The sequence below is a fragment of the Comamonas koreensis genome (assembly GCF_014076495.1).
GTDB classification, from domain to species: Bacteria; Pseudomonadota; Gammaproteobacteria; order Burkholderiales; family Burkholderiaceae_C; genus Comamonas; species Comamonas squillarum.
The window spans coordinates 3,107,016-3,126,950 of the sequence record NZ_CP043575.1; the positions used below are offsets into that span (position 1 = coordinate 3,107,016).

Genomic DNA, 19,935 nt, shown 5'->3' on the forward strand with positions numbered 1-19,935 from the left:
TTTTAAAAATCTTTCACGCCGAATCGGCCATCGACAAGGCAGATTCCATATCCACGGCCACAATGCGCGAGACGCCCTGCTCCTGCATTGTCACACCAATCAGCTGCTGGGCGATCTCCATCGCGATCTTGTTGTGGCTGATGAAGAGGAACTGCGTGCTGCGGCTCATCGAGGCCACCAGCTTGGCATAGCGCTCGGTATTGGCATCGTCGAGCGGCGCGTCCACCTCATCGAGCAGACAGAACGGCGCCGGGTTCAGCTGGAAGATCGCAAACACCAGCGCAATCGCGGTCAGCGCTTTCTCGCCGCCCGACAGCAGATGGATGGTCTGGTTCTTCTTGCCCGGCGGCTGGGCCATCACCTGCACGCCCGAGTCCAGAATCTCGTCGCCGGTGATGATCAGCTTGGCCTGGCCGCCGCCAAAGAGCTCGGGGAACATGCGGCCAAAATGGCTGTTGACGGTGTCAAACGTGCCCGAGAGCAGCTGCCGGGTTTCGGCATCGATCTTCTTGATCGCGTCTTCCAGGGTTGTCATGGCCTGGGTCAGGTCGTCCATCTGCGAGTCGAGGAAGGTCTTGCGCTCGCGGGCGTGGTTGAGCTCATCGAGCGCGGCCAGATTGACGGCGCCCAGCGCTTCAATCTCGCGGTGCAGGCGGTCAATCTCGCCTTGCAGACCGGTCAGGCGCACCTGGCCGTCCTTGACCGAGGCGGCAATGACCTCCAGATCGGCCTGGGCTTCCTGCAGCAAGGTTGTGTACTGCTCCAGGCCCAGTTGCGCGGCCTGCTCCTTGAGCTTGAACTCGGTGATGCGGTCGCGCAGCGGCTGCAGCTCGCGCTCAAACTGCTGGCGGCGCTCATCGCTGCTGCGCAGCCGGGCGGTCAGGTCGTCGTACTCGCTGCGGCGCGCGGCCAGGTCCTTCTCGCGCTCCATCTTCAGGTTCAGCGCATCTTGCAGGCCGCCTTGCGCGGCCGCGTCGTTGAGGCGCTTTTGCTCCTCCTGCGCGCGCAGCTGTTCATCGCCCAGGGCCTTGGCCTGCTGTAACGCCGTCTCCATCGTGCGGTTGAGCTCGGCGCGGCGCGCTTCCATGCTGCGCTGGCCAAACACCGCTTCCTGCGACTGGCGCTCCAGTGCACGCAACTGCTCGCGGGCGCTGGCCAGCTTGCGCTCGGACTCATACACGGTCTCATCGAGCTGGGCATGGCGCTCCTGGCTGTCGGCCAGCTGCATGTCCAGCTCTTCAAAGCGGGCCTCGGCCGCAATCCGGCGCTCCTGGATCTCTTCGAGCTGCTGCACCACTTCGCCCAGGTCGGTGTCGATCTGCGCGGTGCGGGCCCGGGCCTGCTCGGCCAACTGGGTCAGGCGCAAGGTCTCGACCTGCAGCTCATGGGCGCGGTTGCGGGTTTGCGCAGCCTCGGCGCGCACGGCCACCAGGCGCTGCGAGGCATCAGCGTAGGCGCTCTCGGCACGCACCAGCGCATTGCGCGCCTCTTCGCCAATCAGCGATTGGGCGCGCAGCTCCTTTTCCAGGTGTTCGATTTCCTGGGCCCGGGCCAGCATGCCCGACTGCTCGGAGTCCTGCGCATAAAAGCTCACGCTGTGCAGGCTCACCGAATGGCCGGTCGGCACAAAAATGGTTTCGCCCGCCTGCAGGCGGCTGCGCTGGGCCAGCGCCTCGTCCAGGCTCGGGCAGGTGTAGCAGCCGCTCAGCCAATCGACCAGCACGGCGCGCAGGCCGGCATCGTGCACGCGCAGCAAATCAGACAGCTGCGCGAGTTTGCCAGCAGGAGCTGCGGCCGGTGCTTGGGGCACGCTGTAGAAAGCCAGGCGGGCGGGGGGTGCATCCTGGGCACCTGCGCCCAAAAAGCCGCGCACCATATCGAGGCGGCTGACTTCCAGTGCAGCCAGGCGCTCGCGCAATGCCGCTTCGAGGGCGTTTTCCCAGCCGGGCTCGACCTGGATGCGGCTCCACAGGCCTTGGAGGCCATCGAGCCCATGCTTGGCCAGCCAGGGCTGCAGCTTGCCATCGGTCTTGACCTTTTCCTGCAAGGCCTTGAGGGCCTCGAGCCGTGCCGACAGATCGGCCTGCTTGGCGCCTTCCTGGTTGACCTGTTGCTGCTTGCTACGCCGCGCCTCATCGAGCTGGGGGACGCTGTCTTGCAGCTCCAGCAGGCGCCCTTCGGCAATCTCGGCGGCCTCGGCTGCTTCCTCGTTTTGCTGCTGCAGGTTGGCCAGGCGGGTCTCGTCGGGCGCGGCCATCGCATTGCGGTCGCTGCGCAATCGCTCGCTGCGCACTTCCAGGCCTCGGCTTTGTTCGTTCAGGCTGCGCTGCTCGGCGGCCAGCACCTGGATCTGCTGCTGCACCTGGGTGACGGAGCTGCGCTGCTCATTGGCGCGCTGCTGGGCCAGGCGCAGCGCCTCTTCCATATCGGGCAGCTGCAGGTTTTGCTCTTCGAGCTGGGCGGCCAGCATCTCGGCGCGCTCTTCGGCATCCATGCCCTGGCCGGCCAGGTTCTCCAGCTCGGCCTCGGATTCGTCCTTGCGAACGGTCCACTGCGCAATCTGCTCGGCCAGTTGCACCAGTCGGTTTTCCACGCGCTGGCGGCCTTCGACCACATAGCGGATCTCCGCTTCGAGCCGGCCCACTTCGGCCGTGGCCTCGTAAAGCTTGCCCTGCGCCTGGTTGACGATGTCGCCCGCGGCATAGTGCGACTGGCGAATGGTCTCGAGGTCCGCCTCGACATGGCGCAGATCGGCCAGGCGCGACTCCAGGTCATTAACGGCCTTGAGGCCATCGATGCGCACCTTCTCCTGCTCCTGCTCGGCATCACTGCGTTTCAGGAACCACAGCTGGTGCTGCTTCAAGGTGGCGCTGGCATTGAGCGCGTTGTACTTGGCCGCCACCTCGGCCTGCTTCTCCAGCTTGTCGAGGTTGGCGTTGAGCTCGCGCAGGATGTCCTCGACCCGGGTCAGGTTCTCGCGTGTGTCGTTGAGGCGGTTCTCGGTCTCGCGGCGGCGCTCCTTGTACTTGGAGACGCCAGCGGCCTCTTCCAGAAACAGGCGCAGCTCTTCGGGGCGCGACTCGATGATGCGGCTGATGGTGCCCTGGCCGATGATGGCGTAGGCGCGCGGGCCCAGGCCCGTGCCCAGAAACACGTCCTGCACATCGCGCCGGCGCACCGGCATGTTGTTGATGAAGTAGCTGCTGCTGCCGTCGCGCGTGAGCACGCGTTTGACCGCAATTTCGGTGTACTGGCTCCACTGGCCGCCGGCGCGGTGGTCGCTGTTGTCAAACACCAGCTCCACGCTGGAGCGGCTGGCCGGCTTGCGGTGCGTGGTGCCATTGAAGATCACATCCTGCATGGATTCGCCGCGCAGCTCGCTCGCCTTGGACTCGCCCAGCACCCAGCGCACCGCATCCATGATGTTGGACTTGCCGCAGCCATTGGGGCCGACCACGCCCACCAGTTGCCCTGGCAGCATGAAATTGGTGGGCTCCGCAAACGATTTGAAGCCAGCAAGCTTGATGGAATTGAGGCGCACAGTGCTCGTTTTCTCTTGGATGGGCGGCGATCACCTGCCTGGCGTTGTCGCAAGCGGGCCGGGCCACGCAAGGTGGAGCTGGCCCGGCATGGCCGGCAGGTGCCTGAGGTCCCAGGGATCTCTTCTGATGAAGCAAGCGGTAGAACTCAGGCCGACATAATAACCGGCCCTCCTGGCCCACCAGGGACAAAAGCGCCTGCTGCTGCGGTTTTGCGCCCTGGGCAGGGTCAAATAATGTTGCGCCGCCGCTGCGCTGCGCCCTGCAGGGGCCAGGCTTGCTTTATAGACACAGGGCCACGCAGGGAAAGCCGCAAGGCAGACAATGGCTGCATGGATTCAAGCATGTCTACGCGCCCGGCGGCTGCCGCGGTCACCGCATCCACCCCGAGCACAGCAGTGTCTGCACTGCAGCCCGGTGCCCAGTGGCACAACGGTTTTGCCAGCCTGCCGCCGGTCTTCTACACCCGCCTGCAACCCACCCCCATGCCGCAGCTGGCGATGCCGGCGCGCAATGACGCGCTGGCCCAGGACATGGGGCTGTGCCCCGAATGGCTGGCCAGCAGCGAGGCCACCCAGGTGCTGGGCGGCAATGCGCTGCTGCCGGGCATGGACGCCCTGGCCAGCGTCTACAGCGGCCACCAGTTTGGCCACTGGGCTGGCCAGTTGGGCGACGGCCGGGCCATTTTGCTCGGCGAGATCCGCTCGGCGAGCGCCCCCGAGGGCCTGGAGCTGCAGCTCAAAGGCGCGGGCAAGACGCCCTATTCCCGCATGGGCGATGGGCGCGCGGTGCTGCGCTCGTCCATCCGCGAATACCTGTGCAGCGAGGCCATGCACGGCCTGGGCGTGCCCACCACGCGTGCGCTGTCGCTCGTCACCTCGCCCCAGCCCATCTACCGCGAGACGGTGGAGACCGCTGCCGTCGTCGCCCGCGTGGCGCCCAGCTTTGTGCGCTTTGGCCATTTTGAGCATTTCGCGGCCCGCGATGACCAGGACAGCCTGCGCAAGCTCGCGGACTATGTCGCCGAGCGCTACATGCCAGGTGTTGCCCAGCACGCCAGCGGCAGCACCGAGCGTTATGCCGCGCTGCTGGCCGAGGTGGCCGAGCGCACTGCGCGCATGATGGCGCTGTGGCAGGCCCATGGCTTTTGCCATGGCGTGATGAACACCGACAACATGAGCATTCTGGGCCTGACCATCGACTACGGCCCCTTCCAGTTTCTCGACCACTACGACGCCAACCATATCTGCAACCACAGCGATACCGGTGGCCGCTACGCCTTTGCCCGCCAGCCGCAGGTGGCCTACTGGAACCTGTTTTGCCTGGGCCAGGCGCTGCTGCCCTTGATTGAGGACGAAGCGACCACGCTGGCGGCGCTGGAGCGCTACAAGACCGCGCTGGAGCCTGCGATGCAGCGCGCACTGGGCGCCAAGCTGGGCCTCGATCCCGCCCGCAGCACCGCGCCCGAAGCGGTGGCCGCTGTGGTCAACCCCTTGCTCGCCCTGATGCAGCAGCACCGCACCGATTACAGCCTGTTCTGGCGCGCGCTGTCGCAAGCAGTGGCCGATGACAGCCTGCCTTCGCTGGCCCCATGGTTCAATGGCGATGCGGCGTTTGAGACCTGGCGCGAGCAGTACCAGGCGCTGCTTGCGCCCGGCGACGCAGCGGCCACTGGCGCGCGCATGTTGGCGGCCAATCCGCGTTATGTGCTGCGCAACCACCTGGGCCAGCAAGCCATCACTGCTGCCCAGCGGGGCGACTGGACCCCGTTTGCCCGCTTGCAAACCGTGCTGGCGACACCATATGCAGAGCATCCCGGCTGCGAAGACCTGGCCGCCCTCCCGCCCGACTGGGCGCAACATATTGAAATCAGCTGTTCATCATGAGCTTTCCCGTCCAAAAATCGGATGCCCAATGGCAGGCCGAACTCGCATCCAAGCAAGCCGAATCGGTGGCCTACCAGGTCACCCGGCATGCCGCCACCGAACGCCCTTTTACCGGCAAGTACGAGGCCCACTGGGCCGATGGCAGCTACCACTGCATCTGCTGCGGCGCCAAGCTGTTTGACAGCGACACCAAGTTTGACGCGGGCTGCGGCTGGCCCAGCTTCTCCGAAGCCATTCCCGGAGCGATCCAGGAGAACGTGGACCGCAGCCATGGCATGGTGCGGGTGGAGACGGTCTGCGCCCAGTGCGGCGCCCACCTGGGCCATGTGTTCCCGGACGGCCCCCAGCCCACCGGCCTGCGCTACTGCATGAACTCGGCTGCGCTGGACTTTGAAAAGCAGGACTAAGAACCTGTTCTAAGCCTGGCTTGCCGCTGCCATGACAGGCCGGTGGCAGGCGCGGCACGGAACTTTGGCTGCCGCCAGCGCTCTGACACCCCGGCAAGCCGAGGCGAGCACTTCAGCCCGGCTTAAGCTGGCAGCAAAATAGCTCGCGTATCATTGGACGCTTGCCTGCAGACGCGCCCTTCAAACAAACACAAGCACCCAAAGCCCTGCTCTCTTGTCCGCACTGCGCTCCGGCTTTTGAGCCATGCCGTGCACAGCCCGCATCGCCTGATATGAAATTTTTGATTGATTTTTTCCCCATCCTGCTGTTTTTCGCAGCGTTCAAGGTCTGGGGGGTGTTTGTGGCCACCGGGGTGGCCATCGTGGCGACCATTGCGCAAATCGCCTACCTGCGCTTCAAGGTCGGCAAGGTAGAACCCATGCAGTGGATCAGCCTGGGCGTGATCGTGGTGTTTGGTGGCGCCACCCTGCTTTTTCACGACGAGTCTTTCATCAAGTGGAAGCCGACCGTGCTGTATTGGGTGATGGCGGCCGTGTTGCTGGGCGGCCAGTGGTTCTTCAACAAGAACCTGATGCAAAAGCTGATGTCGGCGCAGGTGCAGCTGCCCCAGCCCGTCTGGAACACGGTCAATTACAGCTGGGCCATCTTTTTTACCCTTATGGGCATTGTCAACATCTGGGTCGCCTACCAGTTTGACCTCGATACCTGGGTCACCTTCAAGATGTTCGGCGGCCTGGGCCTGATGCTGGTCTTTGTGCTGGGCCAGGCCATGTACCTCAGCCGCCACATCCAGCACAACCCGGAAGACCAACCCTGAGCAGGCGCCTGAGCCTGAGGTGCCGATAGCAGCGCTTCGCCAAGGCTCCCAGCCCGCCCGCATTCACTCCTTTTTTATGCAAGCCCAGGACATTACCGCCACCGCCATTGAAGCGGTGCTGCGCGACAAACTCTCGCCCACCCAGTTGGAAGTGATCGATGAAAGCGGTCTGCACGCCGGCCATGTGGGCGCCAATGACAGCGGATTTGGCACCCATTTCCGGCTGCGCATCGCTTCACCCTTATTTACTGGCACATCACGCATAGCCCAGCATCGGCTTGTGTATGATGCGCTCCAAGCATTCATTGACGCGGGTTTACATGCCCTTGCCATTGAAGTCCTGCATACACCAAAACAATGAAATCACTGGTGTATATTTCCTTCATAGATAAACAATTTGGATTTCGCATGAAAAAACAGCTCTTGTCCGGTCTGGTTGCAGCTGCCCTGCTTGGTTCAGCCGCGCTGCCTGCAGTGGCCCAAAACATTGGCATCGTCAATGGCAAGCCAGTGCCCTCATCCCTGCTGCAGACCTTCAAGGAACAAATGGAGCGCAGCGGTCGCCCGGTGAGCGCCGAGCAAGAAGGCCAGATCAAGGAAGCCATCATTGAGCGCGAAATCTATGCCCAGGCTGCCAAGGCCCAAGGCCTGGACGCGACCGAGTCCTTCAAGGGCCAGGTCGAGCTGGCGCGCCAAGGCATCCTGACCCAGGAGCTGTTTGCTGCCTACGAAAAGGCGCATCCTATCTCTGACGCCGCTGCCAAGGCCGAGTACGACAAGTTTGTTGCGACCAACCAAGGCAAGGAATACCACGCCTTCCACATCCTGGTGGACAGCGAAGACAAGGCCAAGGCCCTGATCGCCCAAATCAAGAAGGGTGCCAAGTTCGAAGACCTGGCCAAGAAGGAGTCCAAGGATCCTGGATCGGGCCAGCGCGGTGGTGATCTGGACTGGGGCAATGCCGCCAACTACGTCCCTGAGTTCTCCGAAGCGATGACCAAGCTGAAGAAGGGCCAGATGACCGATACCCCGGTCAAGACCCAGTTCGGCTACCACATCATCCGTGTGGACGATGTGCGCGAAGCGCAACTGCCCAAGTTCGAGGAAGTCAAGCCCCAGATCGAGCAGCAACTGCGCCAGCAACAAATCCAGAAGTACCAGCAAGAGCTGCGTGAAAAGGCCAAGGTCGAGTAATTCTCGCCACTTCGCTTCTACTTGCAACCCCTGCCCCGTGCAGGGGTTGTGCTTTGTGGGCTGCGGCCTGCCACTGTGCGGCGCTACACTCGGATGGCTCTGGCTGGCCCCTGAAGGTCAGCCTTCTTCCTTGCGGCAGCCCTGTGCTGCTGCTGCCTTTACAAGAAAGAAAACCCCATGCGTCTTTTGCACACCATGCTGCGCGTTGGCAATCTCCAGCGCTCCATCGATTTCTACACCCAGGTGCTGGGTATGCGCCTGCTGCGCACCTCGGAAAACCCCGAGTACAAGTATTCGCTCGCCTTTGTCGGCTACGAAGGCGGCAACCCTGGCCAGGCCGAGATCGAGCTGACCTACAACTGGGGCACCGAGAGCTATGACCTGGGCACGGCCTATGGCCATATTGCGCTAGGCGTGCCCGATGCCTATGCCGCTTGCGAGAAGATCAAGGCCAATGGCGGCAACGTCACCCGCGAAGCCGGCCCTGTGAAGGGCGGCACCACGGTGATCGCTTTTGTGACCGATCCTGATGGCTATAAAATTGAGCTCATCCAACGCGATGAAAGCGGCGCTGGCGGCGGTCTGCGCTAAGGCCAGCCCGGGGCGCGTCTTTCAATCACGCCCCACCTCAGCCAAAGCCAGGCCCATACCTGGCTTTTTGCATTCCAGCCACCAAGGGCCATCGGCGCTGGTCAGCGGCTATGGCCGTTGTGCTGCTTGTTTTTGTACATGTCCAGATCGGCGTGCTTGAGCAGGCTTTGTGGGTCGGCACCATCGATCGGATAGATGGCCTGCCCGATGGAAGCACCCAGATGAACCACCTCGCCCTCAGGCAAGCCCTTGAGCGTCTGCAGCGCAGGGGCGAGAACCTCCAGGATCTTGGTTTTCACCACCTGGATCTGCTCGTCGCTGTGGATGCCCTGCAGCACAGCCACAAACTCATCCCCTCCCAGGCGAATCAGTACGTCGTTGCTGCGCAGCACTTCCTTGAGGCGCTGCACTACCTCGATCAGGGCCAAATCGCCGTTTTCATGCCCCCAACGGTCATTGAGCGGCTTGAACTGGTTGAGGTCGATAAAGAGAATGGCAAACACCGCCTGCTTGGGCGCGTTCGGCCGGGTCAGGGTCTCCAGAATATGGTTCAGCGCGCTGCGATTGGCAGCGCCAGTCAGCGCATCGGTGAACAAGCGATGCCGCATATGGTGGACATTGCTGGCCAGTTCACCAATCTCATCATTGCGCTCCACACCAATGGGCACATCGATCTCGCCCTGCCCGACGCGGCGCACCGCATAGGTGAGTGAGCGCATGTCCTTGGCCAAGCCGCCAAAAATGCGCAAACCCAGCGCCAATGCAATACCCAGGGCCAGCAGGCCCAAGGCCACCACCAGCACCACATGGGCGCGGATGCCTGCCAGCATCTGCTGGTGCGGCACAGCGACCACAGCGAGCCAGTTGAGGCCCGCCTCATCGGTCACGCGGCGGTAGGCTACCTCGATCGCATGGTCCTTGGCATCAAAGATCAGCGCCGTGCGCGCCACCTCATTGGACTGCGAGAACTCATGCACCAGCTGCCGGTACACCACTTTGAGCAAGGGATTGCCGGCGCTGGCGGCGTTGACCCGGCTGGGCGGCTGCTCGCCGTTCTCGCGGATATTGTCCATGCGCGTGCCAGCAATCAGGTCCCCATTGGGCTCCATGATGAAAGCCTGCGCGCCCTCGGACAAATGCAGGCCGTCGACGAAAAGCCGCAGCTCGCTCAAAGAGACATCGGTGGCAACCACACCGCTGGGCTGGCCGTCAGGGCCGAACACCCTGCGCGCCCGCGTCATCACCAGGTCCTTGGCATTGAAATCGATATAGACCGGCGTCCAAATATGGCCGACGACGCCCTGCGCGAGCCGGTACCAGGGACGCGTGCGCGGATCGAACAAATTGGATTCTTTTGACAAGAAGATGGGCTCGGCCTGGATCCCTGGCAACAGGTAGCGGCTGCGCACCTCCTGCGCATGCAACTTGATGCGCAGCTCTGCCTGGGTGTCGTTGCTGCGCAGCAGGCCTATGCCCTGCCCATGGCGATTGCCGTAATAGACATAGTCGCCCTGGTGCTGAGTGAGTGACGTGGCGGCCCACAGGCGGGTGCGCAGCGCCGGCATGTCGTTCTCAATCCTGTCGGGGGCCTGCAGGCCCGCTGGAAAGCTTGCCTCGATGATGGAGCCCGAGCTGAAGATGTGCCGGTCCACCGCCTGGCTGATGCGCTCGGCCATCTCCACCATCAGCTGCTGCGACAGCATCGATACCGTCTTGCTGCCCGTCCAGTACCACAGCACGCCGAGCACCCCGGTCAGCAATGCAATCAGCATCACAAACGGCAAAATCAGGGTGATCGTCAACGACGAAGCTTTACGGACGGGCATAACCAGAGATGGGGAAGGCTTGGATGGCGCGGTGGGCAGGTATTGGTATAGATACTGTCAGTTAATTCTTACTTTAACCGTTTGTATGAATTACATCGCACGATAGACCTGCGTAATAACTCAACTTGGCAGCGCCATGTTGCCACGGCAACCCCAGGCCATCGCTGGAATTTTTCTGGCGCGCAAGCGACAGATCCATCGATTACCCTCAGCCTGGTAAAAAGATAGTTGCTCTGGAGATTCTTTTTTTGGGTGGAGAATAGAGGCCGGAAGAAATGCCGCTGATTCCCTTGCCGGGCGGCCTCAGTATAACCAATCAAATACATTTAATTACATTAATTCGGCATAAATCAATCTCGGATCAGCGGAAATCACCCATCATTGAGTTACAAATTAGCTATAAGCTGATAGAATCAATGAATAACAAAATGCGATTTAGCATGATTTGTATCCACTCCTGTCCTCATTGCCGAGGGCTCGGGCATAGCAACTCCCGCTGAATTGGTGGTGCTTGGCCTCAGTCTTCAGTCCAACGATGGACGTTGCCGCTTTGTTTATAGATTGATGATCCCATGGCTACTGAACTGCTTCTGAACAAAAGGCTCTCTCGCAGAACCCTCAACAGCTTGGGGCGACATGCGATCACCACGGTGGATCAGGTCGTCGAAGCATATCCCGAGCGCTTGCTCAAGCTCAATGGCGTGGGGATGACGGTGCTGCGCGACATCGAGCGGACGCTGTTTCCCGGACAGCAGTTCCAGCCGCACTCGGGCCGCTACAAGGCCTGGACGGAAGACGCAGCCAACCAGCCGCATGCTGAGCAGGCGCAGTCCAAGGACTAAAGGTGCGCCCCCGGGGCACCGCCCTGCTCCTCTGCCCAATTCCCTGCTTTTAGCGGACACCATGCAGGCCTGCACTGCACGCCTGCTGGCATGTACACGCAAGGTCTGTGGCCCGGCCACGGGGCAGAAACGCCATGCCGGGCGCTGTGCGCTAGCGCCCGGGTGCAGCGCAGCGGCATGGCCTATGGATCAATGTTCATCCCGCTTGTGGGGATGGGGTATGGAACGCAGCCACTTGGCGGCTTGCATGGCCGCCCGGAATTGCTCTGATGGCTGTGGTATCAGGCCTTGCGTGGCAAGGCGGCAGCCTCACGGGCCAGCAAGGTGATGTGCTCCCAGTCACCGCGCTCCAAGGTGTCGGTGGGCACCAGCCAGGATCCGCCCACGCAGACGACATTCTTCAGCGCCAGAAACTCCGCCGCATTCGCCGTCGTGATACCCCCGGTGGGGCAAAAGCGCACTTCGGCAAAGGGGCCTTGCCAGGCCTTGAGCATGTTGATGCCGCCCGCCTGCAGCGCGGGGAAGAACTTCAGCTCATTGAAGCCGTCTTGCTGGGCCTGCATGATTTCGCTGCTGGTGGCCACGCCGGGCAGCAGCGCCAGGCGCGCGTCGCGGCAGGCGTCACCCACGCTCGTGGTGTAGCCGGGGCTGACCGCAAAGCGGGCCCCAGCCGCCGCAGCGGCACGCGCATCGGCAGCATTGCGCACGGTGCCCGCGCCCACAATCGCCTCAGGCACAGACTTGGCAATCGCCTCGATCGCGGCCAGGCCTTGTGGCGTGCGCAAGGTCACCTCGAGCACCCGGATGCCGCCAGCAACCAGGGCCTTGGCCATGGACACAGCGTGGTTGACGTCGCGCAGCACGATCACCGGGATCACCGGTGCGTCTTGCATGATCGATAAAGCGGTCAGTTGCTCAGCCATGTGCAGGCTCCTTCTTCTGCGCTCAGCGCATTGCGCCGGAATCCGGCAAACAGTTCTCGGCCCAGTCCGCGGCCATTGGCGCGCAGCTGCTCGGCCGGTATCGTGGCCAGTGGGCGTGCCTCCCAGATGGCGGCATCCACTTCGGCCTGCATGATACCGGTTTCAGCATCCAGCAGCACCATATCGCCGCTCTCAATTTTGGCCAAGGGGCCGCCTGCCAGTGCTTCAGGTGACACATGGATGGCAGCGGGCACCTTGCCCGAGGCACCGCTCATGCGGCCGTCGGTCACCAGCGCCACCTGGTAGCCCTTGCCTTGCAGCACGGCCAAGGGCGGCGTGAGCTTGTGCAGCTCGGGCATGCCGTTGGCCTGCGGGCCCTGCCAGCGCACCACGCAGACGACGCCGTTGTGCCCATTGGTCTGGCAGGCCTGCTCCAGCGCGCCCGATTTGAAGGCCTCCTGCAGCGCATCCTGCGAGTCAAACACCCAGGCCGGCGCGCGCAGCACATGGCGGTCGAGCGGCACGGCGCTGACCTTGATCACGCTGCGGCCCAGGTTGCCGGTCAGCAGCTTGAGGCCACCGGTAGCACTGAAAGGGGCGCTCACCGGGCGCAGCACGCTGTCGTCACCGGATTCGGTGGCCGCCTGCCAGACCAGTTGGCCCGCTTCGACGCGCGGGACAGTCGCGTAAGCCGCCAGGCCCTCGGGGCGCACCGTGAGCACGTCGCCGTGCATCAGGCCGGCCGCCAGCAACTGGCCAATCACATAGCCCGGGCCGCCCGCTGCCTGGAACTGGTTCACGTCTGCCGCCCCATTGGGGTAGACGCGTGCCAGCAAGGGCACGACCGAGGACAGCTGCTCAAAATCATTCCAGTCGATGACGATGCCGGCAGCACGCGCCACCGCCACCCAGTGGATCAAATGGTTGGTCGAGCCGCCCGTTGCCAGCAGTGCCACCATGGCATTGACAATGCAGCGCTCGTCAACCACGCGGCCAATGGGCGCAAAGCGCTTGCCAGCGGTGATGCCCAGCACGGTACGCATGGCCTCGCGGGTGAGCAGCTCACGCGCGCCATCACCCGGGTTGATAAAGGCATTGCCCGGCACATGCAGGCCCATCGCTTCGAGCAGCATCTGGTTGCTGTTGGCGGTGCCGTAGAAGGTGCAGGTGCCCGCGTCATGGTAGGCGGCCATCTCGGCTTCGAGCAGCTTCTCGCGTCCCACCAGGCCTTGCGCGGCCAGCTCGCGCACCTTGGCCTTGTCGTTGTTGGACAGGCCCGAGGTCATGGGCCCTGCAGGCACAAACACCATCGGCAGATGGCCAAAATGCAGCGCGCCAATCAAGAGGCCCGGCACGATCTTGTCGCAGACGCCCAGCATCAGCGCCGCATCAAAGGTGTCATGGGTCAGCGCCACGGCGGTGCCCATCGCAATCGCATCGCGGCTGAACAGGCTCAGTTCCATGCCCGGCATGCCCTGGGTCACGCCATCGCACATGGCGGGCACACCACCTGCCACCTGCGCGGTGGCGCCATGCTTGCGCGCCTCGTCCTTCAGGATATCGGGGTAGCGCTGCAGCGGCGCATGGGCCGAGAGCACATCGTTGTAGGCCGTGACAATGCCCACGTTCGGGCCCTTGACCTCGACAATGCGCAGCTTGTCGTTGACCGGTACACCGGCCACGGCATGCGCGACATTGGCGCAGCCCATCGAGCGCATCTGCGGCGGGCGCTGGGCCATGGCGTCAACCTGGGCCAGATAGTCGCTGCGCGTGGCAGCGCTCTTGGCACGGATGCGGTCAGTGACAGCTTGAAGAACCGGGTGGATCTGCATCATGGGGAATCCTTTGCATCACAGGGGCACGCAGACAAGGCTGCCCCCTTTATTTATGTAATTTTTATAGCACAGCAGCCGCATACAGCGCTGGCACTAGGCTTTGTAGGCTCTTAAGGCTGCTGAGCATCCAGCCACTGCTGCACTTGACGGGCAATGCGGTCCAGCGGGGTATCGGCATCCACGGTCAGCACCTGCGCCTCATCGCGCGGGTCTTCCAAGGTGGCAAACTGGTTGGCCACCAGCTCGGGCGAGAAAAAATGCCCCGCGCGCTGCTGCACCCGCGCCAAGGCTGTGTCGTAGCTGAGATCCAGAAACACAAAGCCGAGCCGGCTTTGGGAGGCACGCAGGAGCTCACGGTACTGGCGCTTGAGCGCCGAGCAGGTCAGCACCACCCCTTGGCCATCGTCCGCCTCAGCCAGCAACTGCGCCAGGCGCTGCAGCCAACCGGCGCGGTCGGCATCGGTCAGCGCAATGCCCGCCTGCATCTTGGCCACGCTTTCAGCGGCATGGTAGCTGTCGCCTTCAACCAGGTGCCAACCCAGGTGCAGCGCAATGGCTTCACCGGCGCTGGATTTGCCACACCCCGACACCCCCATCACCACCAGAGCTACGGGACGCCGATGCGGAGATTCAACAGAGGACTTGGTCATTGGGTTAGCGCTATCCAATACAGGTAAAAAAACAAGCACTGCCTTTGGACCACGTCGTTTGCGCAAACCGTTTCAAACCATCGGTCTTGATCTTGCGACGTCTGCGGGCATTGCCTTCCTTCCCCATTTAATGTGGGATAGCGCTATCATACTGGATATTGCTTGCTAAGCCGACCGGAGATGCGCTTGCCCCTGCCCCCTTCCCCGCTTTTGCCCGCGCCGACTGCCGAGCCCAACAGCCGCCGCTCGCGTGCCAGCGGGCGTGTCACCTTGCAGGATGTGGCCGATGCCGCAGGCGTCAGCCCCATGACGGTATCCCGCGCGCTGCGCGGTGAGCGCCGGGTGGCGCCAGCACTGGCCGACAAGGTGCGCGAGACGGCGATGCGCCTGGGCTACGTGCCCGACCCGGCCGCGCGCGCGCTGGCCTCGCAAAAAAGCAACCAGGTGCTGGTCATCGTGCCGCTGCTGACCAACACCTTGTTTGTCGATCTGATCGAAGCGGCCCACAAGGTGCTGTTTGCCGCCGGCTACCACCTGCTCATTGGCGTGTCGCACTACAGCGCGGCCGAAGAAGAGCAGCTGCTGCGCGCCTACCTGCCGATGCGGCCAGCGGGCCTGATGCTGACCGGTTATGAGCGCAGCGCCGGCAGCGCCCAGCTGCTGGCCGCCAGTGCCACGGCCTGCGTGCATTTGATGGAGCTCCCCCCTGCCAGCGCTACCACTGCGCTGCACAGCGTGGGGTTTTCGCAGGTCGATGCCGGGGCGGCGATGACGGAACACCTGCTGGCCCAGGGCTACCGCCGCGTCGCCTTTTGCGGCGCCCAGCTCGATGCCCGCGTCATGCAGCGCCTGCAGGGCTACCGCCAGGCCTTGCAGCGGGCGGGCCTGGCAGAGCCGGGCCTGGAGATTCTGAGCCCCGAGCGCTCATCGCTGGCCCTGGGCGCGCAGTTGCTCGATCAGGTGCTCCAGCTCGGTGGTGGCGTGGATGCGGTATTTTTCTGCAACGATGACCTGGCCCAGGGCGCACTGCTGGCCGCCAACCGCCTGGGGCTGGCCGTGCCAACGCAAATCGCCATTGCCGGCTTCAACGACCTGCCAGGCAGCGCGCAAATGGTGCCGCCGCTCACCACCATCCACACGCCCCGCAGCGCCATCGGTGCCCAGGCGGCCACGATGCTGCTGCAGCTGGTGCAAGGCCAGCCGGTGGCGCAGAACCGGCTGGATCTGGGCTACCACCTGGTGCGGCGCGCCAGCACCTGACCGGGGCGTTCAAACCCGCTACCACTCGCCCAAGGCCCAGCTGCTGGCGACAGCAAAATACTCACGCAGCCAAACGTTGAAACGGGTCAGCAGCGGTGTGGGGGCTGCCACGCCAATGGGCTGCCCAAAGCCCTGGCTGCGGGCGATATGCAGCGCACGCCAGAGGTGAAAATCACTGCTGACAATGGCAATGGGCTGGGCCAGGTCCACACCGCGCTGCTGCAGCATGGGGCCGGTCCATTCCAGGTTCAGCACGGTGCTGGTGCTGCGCTCTTCCACCACCATCGTGGCAGGATCGAGCCCATGGACTTGCGCCAGGTAACGCGCCATGATGGCGCCCTCGCTCTCGTCCTGCCCAAAGTCCACCCCACCGGTGACCGCCAGCACCGCCTGCGGCTGCAATTTGGCAAGCTGCGCAGCGGTATCGAGCCGCATGGCCAGCGCCGGGCGCGGCTTGCCGTCTTGCGTGCCGCTGCCCAGCACCACAATGGCGGCCACCGGTGGCGTTGTCGCTGGCGTCTGCCCCAGCCCCGCAATCCCATGCCAGAGCCAGCCTACGCTGACCACCCACAAGGCCAAGCCCCACCAGGCCGCATGCCACAGCGCGCGGCGCCAGGGCGCAGCAGCACGCCAGGCGCGCACCGCCGACCAGCGCCAGACCACATAGCCACCCGCCAGGCCCAGCCCCACAGGCACCAGCACCCCCAGGTGCAAGTGCCCAGCCGCCAAGGGCACGATGCCCAGTCCCAGCAGCACCAGGGCGGCCGCCGCCAATAAACCTCGTTGCATTCCCATTCCTCTAGTCGCACCCAAGCCATCACAAAAAAACCCGCTGCGGGGCAGCGGGTCTGCGTCGTGGCCAAGCACTCAGATCATTCAAATTCCAGAATGATATCGTCCAACGCAAGCGAATTACCCTTCGCGGCGCTCACCTTGCTCACCACACCGTCTTGCGTGGCAAACAGGATGTTTTCCATCTTCATCGCTTCGATGACCGCCAGCTTCTCGCCCGCCTGCACTTTCTGACCGGGCTGCACCGCCACATCGACCAGCAGGCCGGGCATCGGCGAGAGCAGGAACTTGGACAGATCAGGCGGTGCCTTGTAGGGCATCAGCTGGTAGAGCTCGGCGCCGCGCTGCGACAGCACCAGGATGTCACGCTGCGTGCCATTGTGGATCACCCGCAAGGCCAGCGGGTTCTTGGCCGTGCCGCGCTCGATCTGTGCGGTGAAGGGCTGGCCGTTGCAAGTGCCGTGGGTGACGACATCGCGCAGCACCGCTTCACTGCTGAACTGGTAGGTCTTGTCGCCAATGCTGACCTTGCAGACGCGGGCCTCGTCGTCAAAATCGGTCACCTCCGCCGAGACAAAGCTGTGCTCGCCTTCGGCGCCCAGCACCACCGCCGTGTAGCTGTGGCCCACGCGCACCTGGTGGCCCAGCATCTGGCCGCTGATGGTGGAGGCCCGCGCGCGGTAGCGGCGGTTGCGGAACATCGCCAGTGCCACCAGAAAATCGGTGTCCTCGTGGGGCACATCCTCGGCATGGAAGCCCTGGCCATAGTGCTCGGCAATGAAGCCGGTGTTGAACTGGCCCGAGACGAACTTGGGATGGGCCAGCAGCGCCGCCTGGAAAGGAATGTTCGAGCTGATGCCCCGGATCGCAAAGCCGTTGAGCGCCTCGCGCATCTTGGCAATCGCCTCGTTGCGGTCCTTGCCATGCACGATCAGCTTGGCAATCATCGAGTCATAGTACATGGGGATCTCGCCGCCCTCGTACACGCCGGTGTCCACACGCACGCCTTGCAAATGGGCGGTATCGGCCTGCCACATGGTCTGCTTGGGCGGCTCAAAGCGCACCAGGCGGCCGGTCGATGGCAGGAAGTTGCGGAACGGGTCTTCGGCATTGATGCGGCATTCGATCGCCCAGCCATCGCGCTTGACATCGGCCTGGCTGAATGAGAGCTGCTCGCCCGCGGCCACACGGATCATCTGCTCGACCAGATCAAGGCCGGTGATGCACTCGGTCACCGGGTGCTCGACCTGCAGGCGGGTGTTCATTTCCAGAAAGTAGAAGTCCTGGTCCTTGCCGACGACAAACTCCACCGTGCCAGCGCTCTGGTACTGCACGGCCTTGGCCAGGGCCACGGCCTGCTCGCCCATCGCCTTGCGGGTGGCATCGCTGATGAAGGGCGATGGCGCCTCTTCGATCACCTTCTGGTGGCGGCGCTGGATCGAGCATTCGCGCTCATTGAGGTAGACCACATTGCCGTGGCTGTCGCCCAGAATCTGGATCTCGATATGGCGCGGCTCCTGCACGAACTTTTCGATAAAGATCCGGTCATCGCCAAAGCTGTTGCGCGCCTCGTTCTGGCAGGCGGTAAAGCCCTCCAGCGCCTCCTTGTCGTTGTAGGCCACGCGCAGGCCCTTGCCGCCGCCGCCGGCCGATGCCTTGATCATCACCGGGTAGCCAATGCCCTGCGCAATGCCAACGGCTTTTTCCGCGTTCTCGATGGCATCGTTGTAGCCGGGGATGGTGTTGACCTTGGCCTCGTTCGCCAGTTTCTTGGAGGCGATCTTGTCGCCCATCGCAGCAATCGAATGCGCCTTGGGGCCGATGAAGGCGATGCCCTCGTCCTCGCAGCGCTTGGCAAAGGCTTCGTTCTCGGACAAGAAGCCGTAGCCCGGATGGATGGCCTGCGCGCCGGTCTTGCGCGCTGCATCGATGATGCGGTCGGCCAGCAGGTAGGACTCGCGGCTGGGGGCCGCACCGATATGCACGGCCTCATCGGCCAGCTTCACATGGCGCGCTTCCTTGTCCGCATCGGAGTAGACCGCAACGGTCTGGATGCCCATGGTTCGGGCCGTAGCGATCACGCGGCATGCAATCTCGCCGCGATTGGCAATCAGGATTTTGCTGAACATGGTTGTCGTCTCTTGGTTGAATCTCTCGGTTGGCCACCATGCTGCCGTGCTTACGGCAGCGCCTTGTCATGCGCCCATTGCCCGCCGGGCATGAGCAAATAGTCTTCGCAATCGATCTCGCTGCAGCGCACACTGCCGAGCAATTGCAGCATCACCTGGTCCTGGGTGCGCACATCGGTCGAGCGCCCCTGCACTTTCACCGCCAGCAGGCGGCTGTCCTTGCCCCAGCGGGCGATCTCATGGCCTTCGACCACGGCTGCCGTGCTGTCCCAGCCTTCGCGGTGCGCGGTGCGCACCGTTGCCAGCCGGCGCGAGAGGATGCGCTCGGGCCGCACGCCCACCAGCACCACCTGTCCGCGCAAGCCCGCCAGGTTTTTGTCCAAGGTCGGCAGGTCCACCACACGCCGGGCCTGGTACTGGCGCACCATCGCCTGCAGACGCTGGGCATTGGCGCTGTACTCGCGGCGCTGCTCGGGCTGGCCGGCATTGTGCTGCTGCTGGGCCGCTGCATTGTTGCTGTACTGCTGAAACAGCAGCTCGCGCCCCTGCAGCGAGGCCGTGGCCCGCACCACCGGCGCGGGCAAATGGCCATCGGCGTCTGCCGCCAGCTCAAAGCCCTGGTAGAGCATCAGCCGCACCAGGCTCTGCGCCGCAGCAGGGCAGGCACGCTGCCAATGCTGCAAGGCCGCCTGCAGCCATTGCCGCGCCACCTGCTCGGAGCCCAGCGGTGAATGGATATCGACCAGCACATGCAGCGCCATCGGCGCGCAGGCATCGGCTGGCGTGTTGCCGTCCAATGCCGCCTGCACCCACAGGCGCCCGCCCTTGCCTTCGCTGTCCGCCAAGGGGCCCAGATCGAGCAGCACCTGGCTATCGGCCAAGGGCCTGGCAGCGCGCATGGCCGGTCGGCTGAGGAAAATGCCCCGGTCAAAGCGGCCCTGCCAGACAATCGGCGCCGCGCCCGTATCGCTGCGCGGCAGCCACTGCGCCCGGCCCTCACCTTGGGCCAGGCCGTTTTCACAGCCACCCTGGTACGAGAACACGTATTGCCAGGACTGGGCCAGTGGCGCGCCGCTGCGGGCGACGCAGCTGCTGCCCGGCGCTGCCGGCATGCCCGGCTGGGTTTGCGCGCCCGCAGCCACACCCGCGCCGAGCACGGCTGCGCACAGCAGGCGCTGAGCCAGCCAGCGCTGCGCCAGCCGCGTTGCGGCCATGCGGGAGTTGGCGGGGGTGGAACGCATCC

Annotated in this window: 16 protein-coding genes; 8 read left to right on the top strand and 8 right to left on the bottom strand. The window is 63.8% G+C overall.

Annotation, left to right across the window (positions count from 1 at the left end):
• Positions 1–13 precede the first annotated feature (13 nt).
• Positions 14–3,541 carry a chromosome segregation protein SMC gene (gene smc, locus F0Q04_RS14065; RefSeq protein ID WP_182341471.1) on the bottom strand — a complete coding sequence of 1,176 codons (3,528 nt, stop codon included), beginning with the start codon at positions 3,539–3,541 and terminating at the stop codon, positions 14–16.
• A gap of 342 nt (positions 3,542–3,883) precedes the next feature.
• Here smc and F0Q04_RS14070 point away from each other — a divergent pair, with 342 nt between their 5' ends.
• The 6 genes from F0Q04_RS14070 (at position 3,884) to gloA (ending at position 8,435) form a co-directional block, all read left to right on the top strand.
• On the top strand, positions 3,884–5,425 hold the full coding sequence (locus F0Q04_RS14070; RefSeq protein WP_182341474.1) for a protein adenylyltransferase SelO: 1,542 nt from the start codon (positions 3,884–3,886) through the stop codon (positions 5,423–5,425).
• Positions 5,422–5,832, top strand: a complete 411-nt coding sequence (msrB, locus tag F0Q04_RS14075; RefSeq protein ID WP_021028109.1) for a peptide-methionine (R)-S-oxide reductase MsrB — start codon at positions 5,422–5,424, stop codon at positions 5,830–5,832. Before F0Q04_RS14070 ends, msrB begins: the two co-directional genes overlap by 4 nt.
• Before the next feature lie 272 nt (positions 5,833–6,104).
• The gene (locus F0Q04_RS14080; RefSeq protein ID WP_182341477.1) at positions 6,105–6,650 is read left to right on the top strand and encodes a septation protein A; all 546 of its coding nucleotides are present in this window, start codon (positions 6,105–6,107) and stop codon (positions 6,648–6,650) included.
• A 76-nt stretch (positions 6,651–6,726) separates the two neighbouring features.
• The gene (locus tag F0Q04_RS14085) at positions 6,727–7,011 is read left to right on the top strand and encodes a BolA family protein (protein WP_182341480.1); all 285 of its coding nucleotides are present in this window, start codon (positions 6,727–6,729) and stop codon (positions 7,009–7,011) included.
• Positions 7,012–7,058: 47 nt separating this feature from the next.
• Positions 7,059–7,844, top strand: a complete 786-nt coding sequence (locus F0Q04_RS14090; protein ID WP_116925724.1) for a peptidylprolyl isomerase — start codon at positions 7,059–7,061, stop codon at positions 7,842–7,844.
• A 177-nt stretch (positions 7,845–8,021) separates the two neighbouring features.
• Positions 8,022–8,435 (top strand): lactoylglutathione lyase, encoded by a 414-nt coding sequence (gene gloA / locus F0Q04_RS14095; protein ID WP_182341483.1) that lies wholly within the window; start codon positions 8,022–8,024, stop codon positions 8,433–8,435.
• A gap of 101 nt (positions 8,436–8,536) precedes the next feature.
• On the opposite strand, the gene F0Q04_RS14100 is transcribed toward gloA, so the two are convergent.
• Positions 8,537–10,261, bottom strand: a complete 1,725-nt coding sequence (locus F0Q04_RS14100) for a diguanylate cyclase domain-containing protein (RefSeq protein ID WP_116925726.1) — start codon at positions 10,259–10,261, stop codon at positions 8,537–8,539.
• Between the two features lie 572 nt (positions 10,262–10,833).
• Here F0Q04_RS14100 and F0Q04_RS14105 point away from each other — a divergent pair.
• Entirely contained in the window at positions 10,834–11,103 is a 270-nt protein-coding gene (locus F0Q04_RS14105; protein ID WP_021028115.1) for a DNA-directed RNA polymerase subunit alpha C-terminal domain-containing protein, read from the top strand.
• Positions 11,104–11,384: 281 nt separating this feature from the next.
• On the opposite strand, the gene eda is transcribed toward F0Q04_RS14105, so the two are convergent.
• From eda to F0Q04_RS14120, 3 genes are all read right to left on the bottom strand, one after another.
• Positions 11,385–12,026 (bottom strand): bifunctional 4-hydroxy-2-oxoglutarate aldolase/2-dehydro-3-deoxy-phosphogluconate aldolase, encoded by a 642-nt coding sequence (eda, locus tag F0Q04_RS14110; RefSeq protein WP_182341486.1) that lies wholly within the window; start codon positions 12,024–12,026, stop codon positions 11,385–11,387.
• A complete protein-coding gene (gene edd / locus F0Q04_RS14115; protein ID WP_182345695.1) occupies positions 12,011–13,858 on the bottom strand; it encodes a phosphogluconate dehydratase in 1,848 nt (615 codons plus the stop codon). Before edd ends, eda begins: the two co-directional genes overlap by 16 nt.
• A gap of 113 nt (positions 13,859–13,971) precedes the next feature.
• Positions 13,972–14,511, bottom strand: a complete 540-nt coding sequence (locus F0Q04_RS14120; RefSeq protein WP_232539347.1) for a gluconokinase — start codon at positions 14,509–14,511, stop codon at positions 13,972–13,974.
• A 180-nt stretch (positions 14,512–14,691) separates the two neighbouring features.
• On the opposite strand from F0Q04_RS14120, the gene F0Q04_RS14125 reads away from it, so the two are divergent.
• Positions 14,692–15,771, top strand: coding sequence for a LacI family DNA-binding transcriptional regulator (locus tag F0Q04_RS14125; protein ID WP_116925728.1), 1,080 nt, complete (start codon positions 14,692–14,694; stop codon positions 15,769–15,771).
• An 18-nt stretch (positions 15,772–15,789) separates the two neighbouring features.
• Here F0Q04_RS14125 and F0Q04_RS14130 read toward each other — a convergent pair whose 3' ends face one another.
• The 3 genes from F0Q04_RS14130 to F0Q04_RS14140 form a co-directional block, all read right to left on the bottom strand.
• Complete coding sequence (locus tag F0Q04_RS14130) at positions 15,790–16,560, bottom strand: YdcF family protein (RefSeq protein ID WP_182341489.1); 771 nt, start codon at positions 16,558–16,560, stop codon at positions 15,790–15,792.
• Positions 16,561–16,643: 83 nt separating this feature from the next.
• Positions 16,644–18,692 (bottom strand): acetyl-CoA carboxylase biotin carboxylase subunit, encoded by a 2,049-nt coding sequence (locus F0Q04_RS14135; protein WP_182341492.1) that lies wholly within the window; start codon positions 18,690–18,692, stop codon positions 16,644–16,646.
• Positions 18,693–18,742: 50 nt separating this feature from the next.
• The gene (locus F0Q04_RS14140; RefSeq protein ID WP_116925731.1) at positions 18,743–19,933 is read right to left on the bottom strand and encodes a hypothetical protein; all 1,191 of its coding nucleotides are present in this window, start codon (positions 19,931–19,933) and stop codon (positions 18,743–18,745) included.
• Positions 19,934–19,935: the final 2 nt, after the last annotated feature.

Excerpts from the sequence above, each read along its gene's own strand:
- F0Q04_RS14070 (WP_182341474.1), top strand. The coding sequence starts at position 3,884 with ATGTCTACGCGCCCGGCGGCTGCCGCGGTCACCGCATCCACCCCGAGC.
- msrB (WP_021028109.1), top strand. The coding sequence starts at position 5,422 with ATGAGCTTTCCCGTCCAAAAATCGGATGCCCAATGGCAGGCCGAACTC.
- F0Q04_RS14080 (WP_182341477.1), top strand. The coding sequence starts at position 6,105 with ATGAAATTTTTGATTGATTTTTTCCCCATCCTGCTGTTTTTCGCAGCG.
- F0Q04_RS14085 (WP_182341480.1), top strand. The coding sequence starts at position 6,727 with ATGCAAGCCCAGGACATTACCGCCACCGCCATTGAAGCGGTGCTGCGC.
- F0Q04_RS14090 (WP_116925724.1), top strand. The coding sequence starts at position 7,059 with ATGAAAAAACAGCTCTTGTCCGGTCTGGTTGCAGCTGCCCTGCTTGGT.
- gloA (WP_182341483.1), top strand. The coding sequence starts at position 8,022 with ATGCGTCTTTTGCACACCATGCTGCGCGTTGGCAATCTCCAGCGCTCC.
- F0Q04_RS14100 (WP_116925726.1), bottom strand. The coding sequence starts at position 10,261 with ATGCCCGTCCGTAAAGCTTCGTCGTTGACGATCACCCTGATTTTGCCG.
- F0Q04_RS14105 (WP_021028115.1), top strand. The coding sequence starts at position 10,834 with ATGGCTACTGAACTGCTTCTGAACAAAAGGCTCTCTCGCAGAACCCTC.
- eda (WP_182341486.1), bottom strand. The coding sequence starts at position 12,026 with ATGGCTGAGCAACTGACCGCTTTATCGATCATGCAAGACGCACCGGTG.
- edd (WP_182345695.1), bottom strand. The coding sequence starts at position 13,858 with ATGCAGATCCACCCGGTTCTTCAAGCTGTCACTGACCGCATCCGTGCC.
- F0Q04_RS14120 (WP_232539347.1), bottom strand. The coding sequence starts at position 14,511 with ATGACCAAGTCCTCTGTTGAATCTCCGCATCGGCGTCCCGTAGCTCTG.
- F0Q04_RS14125 (WP_116925728.1), top strand. The coding sequence starts at position 14,692 with ATGCGCTTGCCCCTGCCCCCTTCCCCGCTTTTGCCCGCGCCGACTGCC.
- F0Q04_RS14130 (WP_182341489.1), bottom strand. The coding sequence starts at position 16,560 with ATGCAACGAGGTTTATTGGCGGCGGCCGCCCTGGTGCTGCTGGGACTG.
- F0Q04_RS14135 (WP_182341492.1), bottom strand. The coding sequence starts at position 18,692 with ATGTTCAGCAAAATCCTGATTGCCAATCGCGGCGAGATTGCATGCCGC.
- F0Q04_RS14140 (WP_116925731.1), bottom strand. The coding sequence starts at position 19,933 with ATGCGTTCCACCCCCGCCAACTCCCGCATGGCCGCAACGCGGCTGGCG.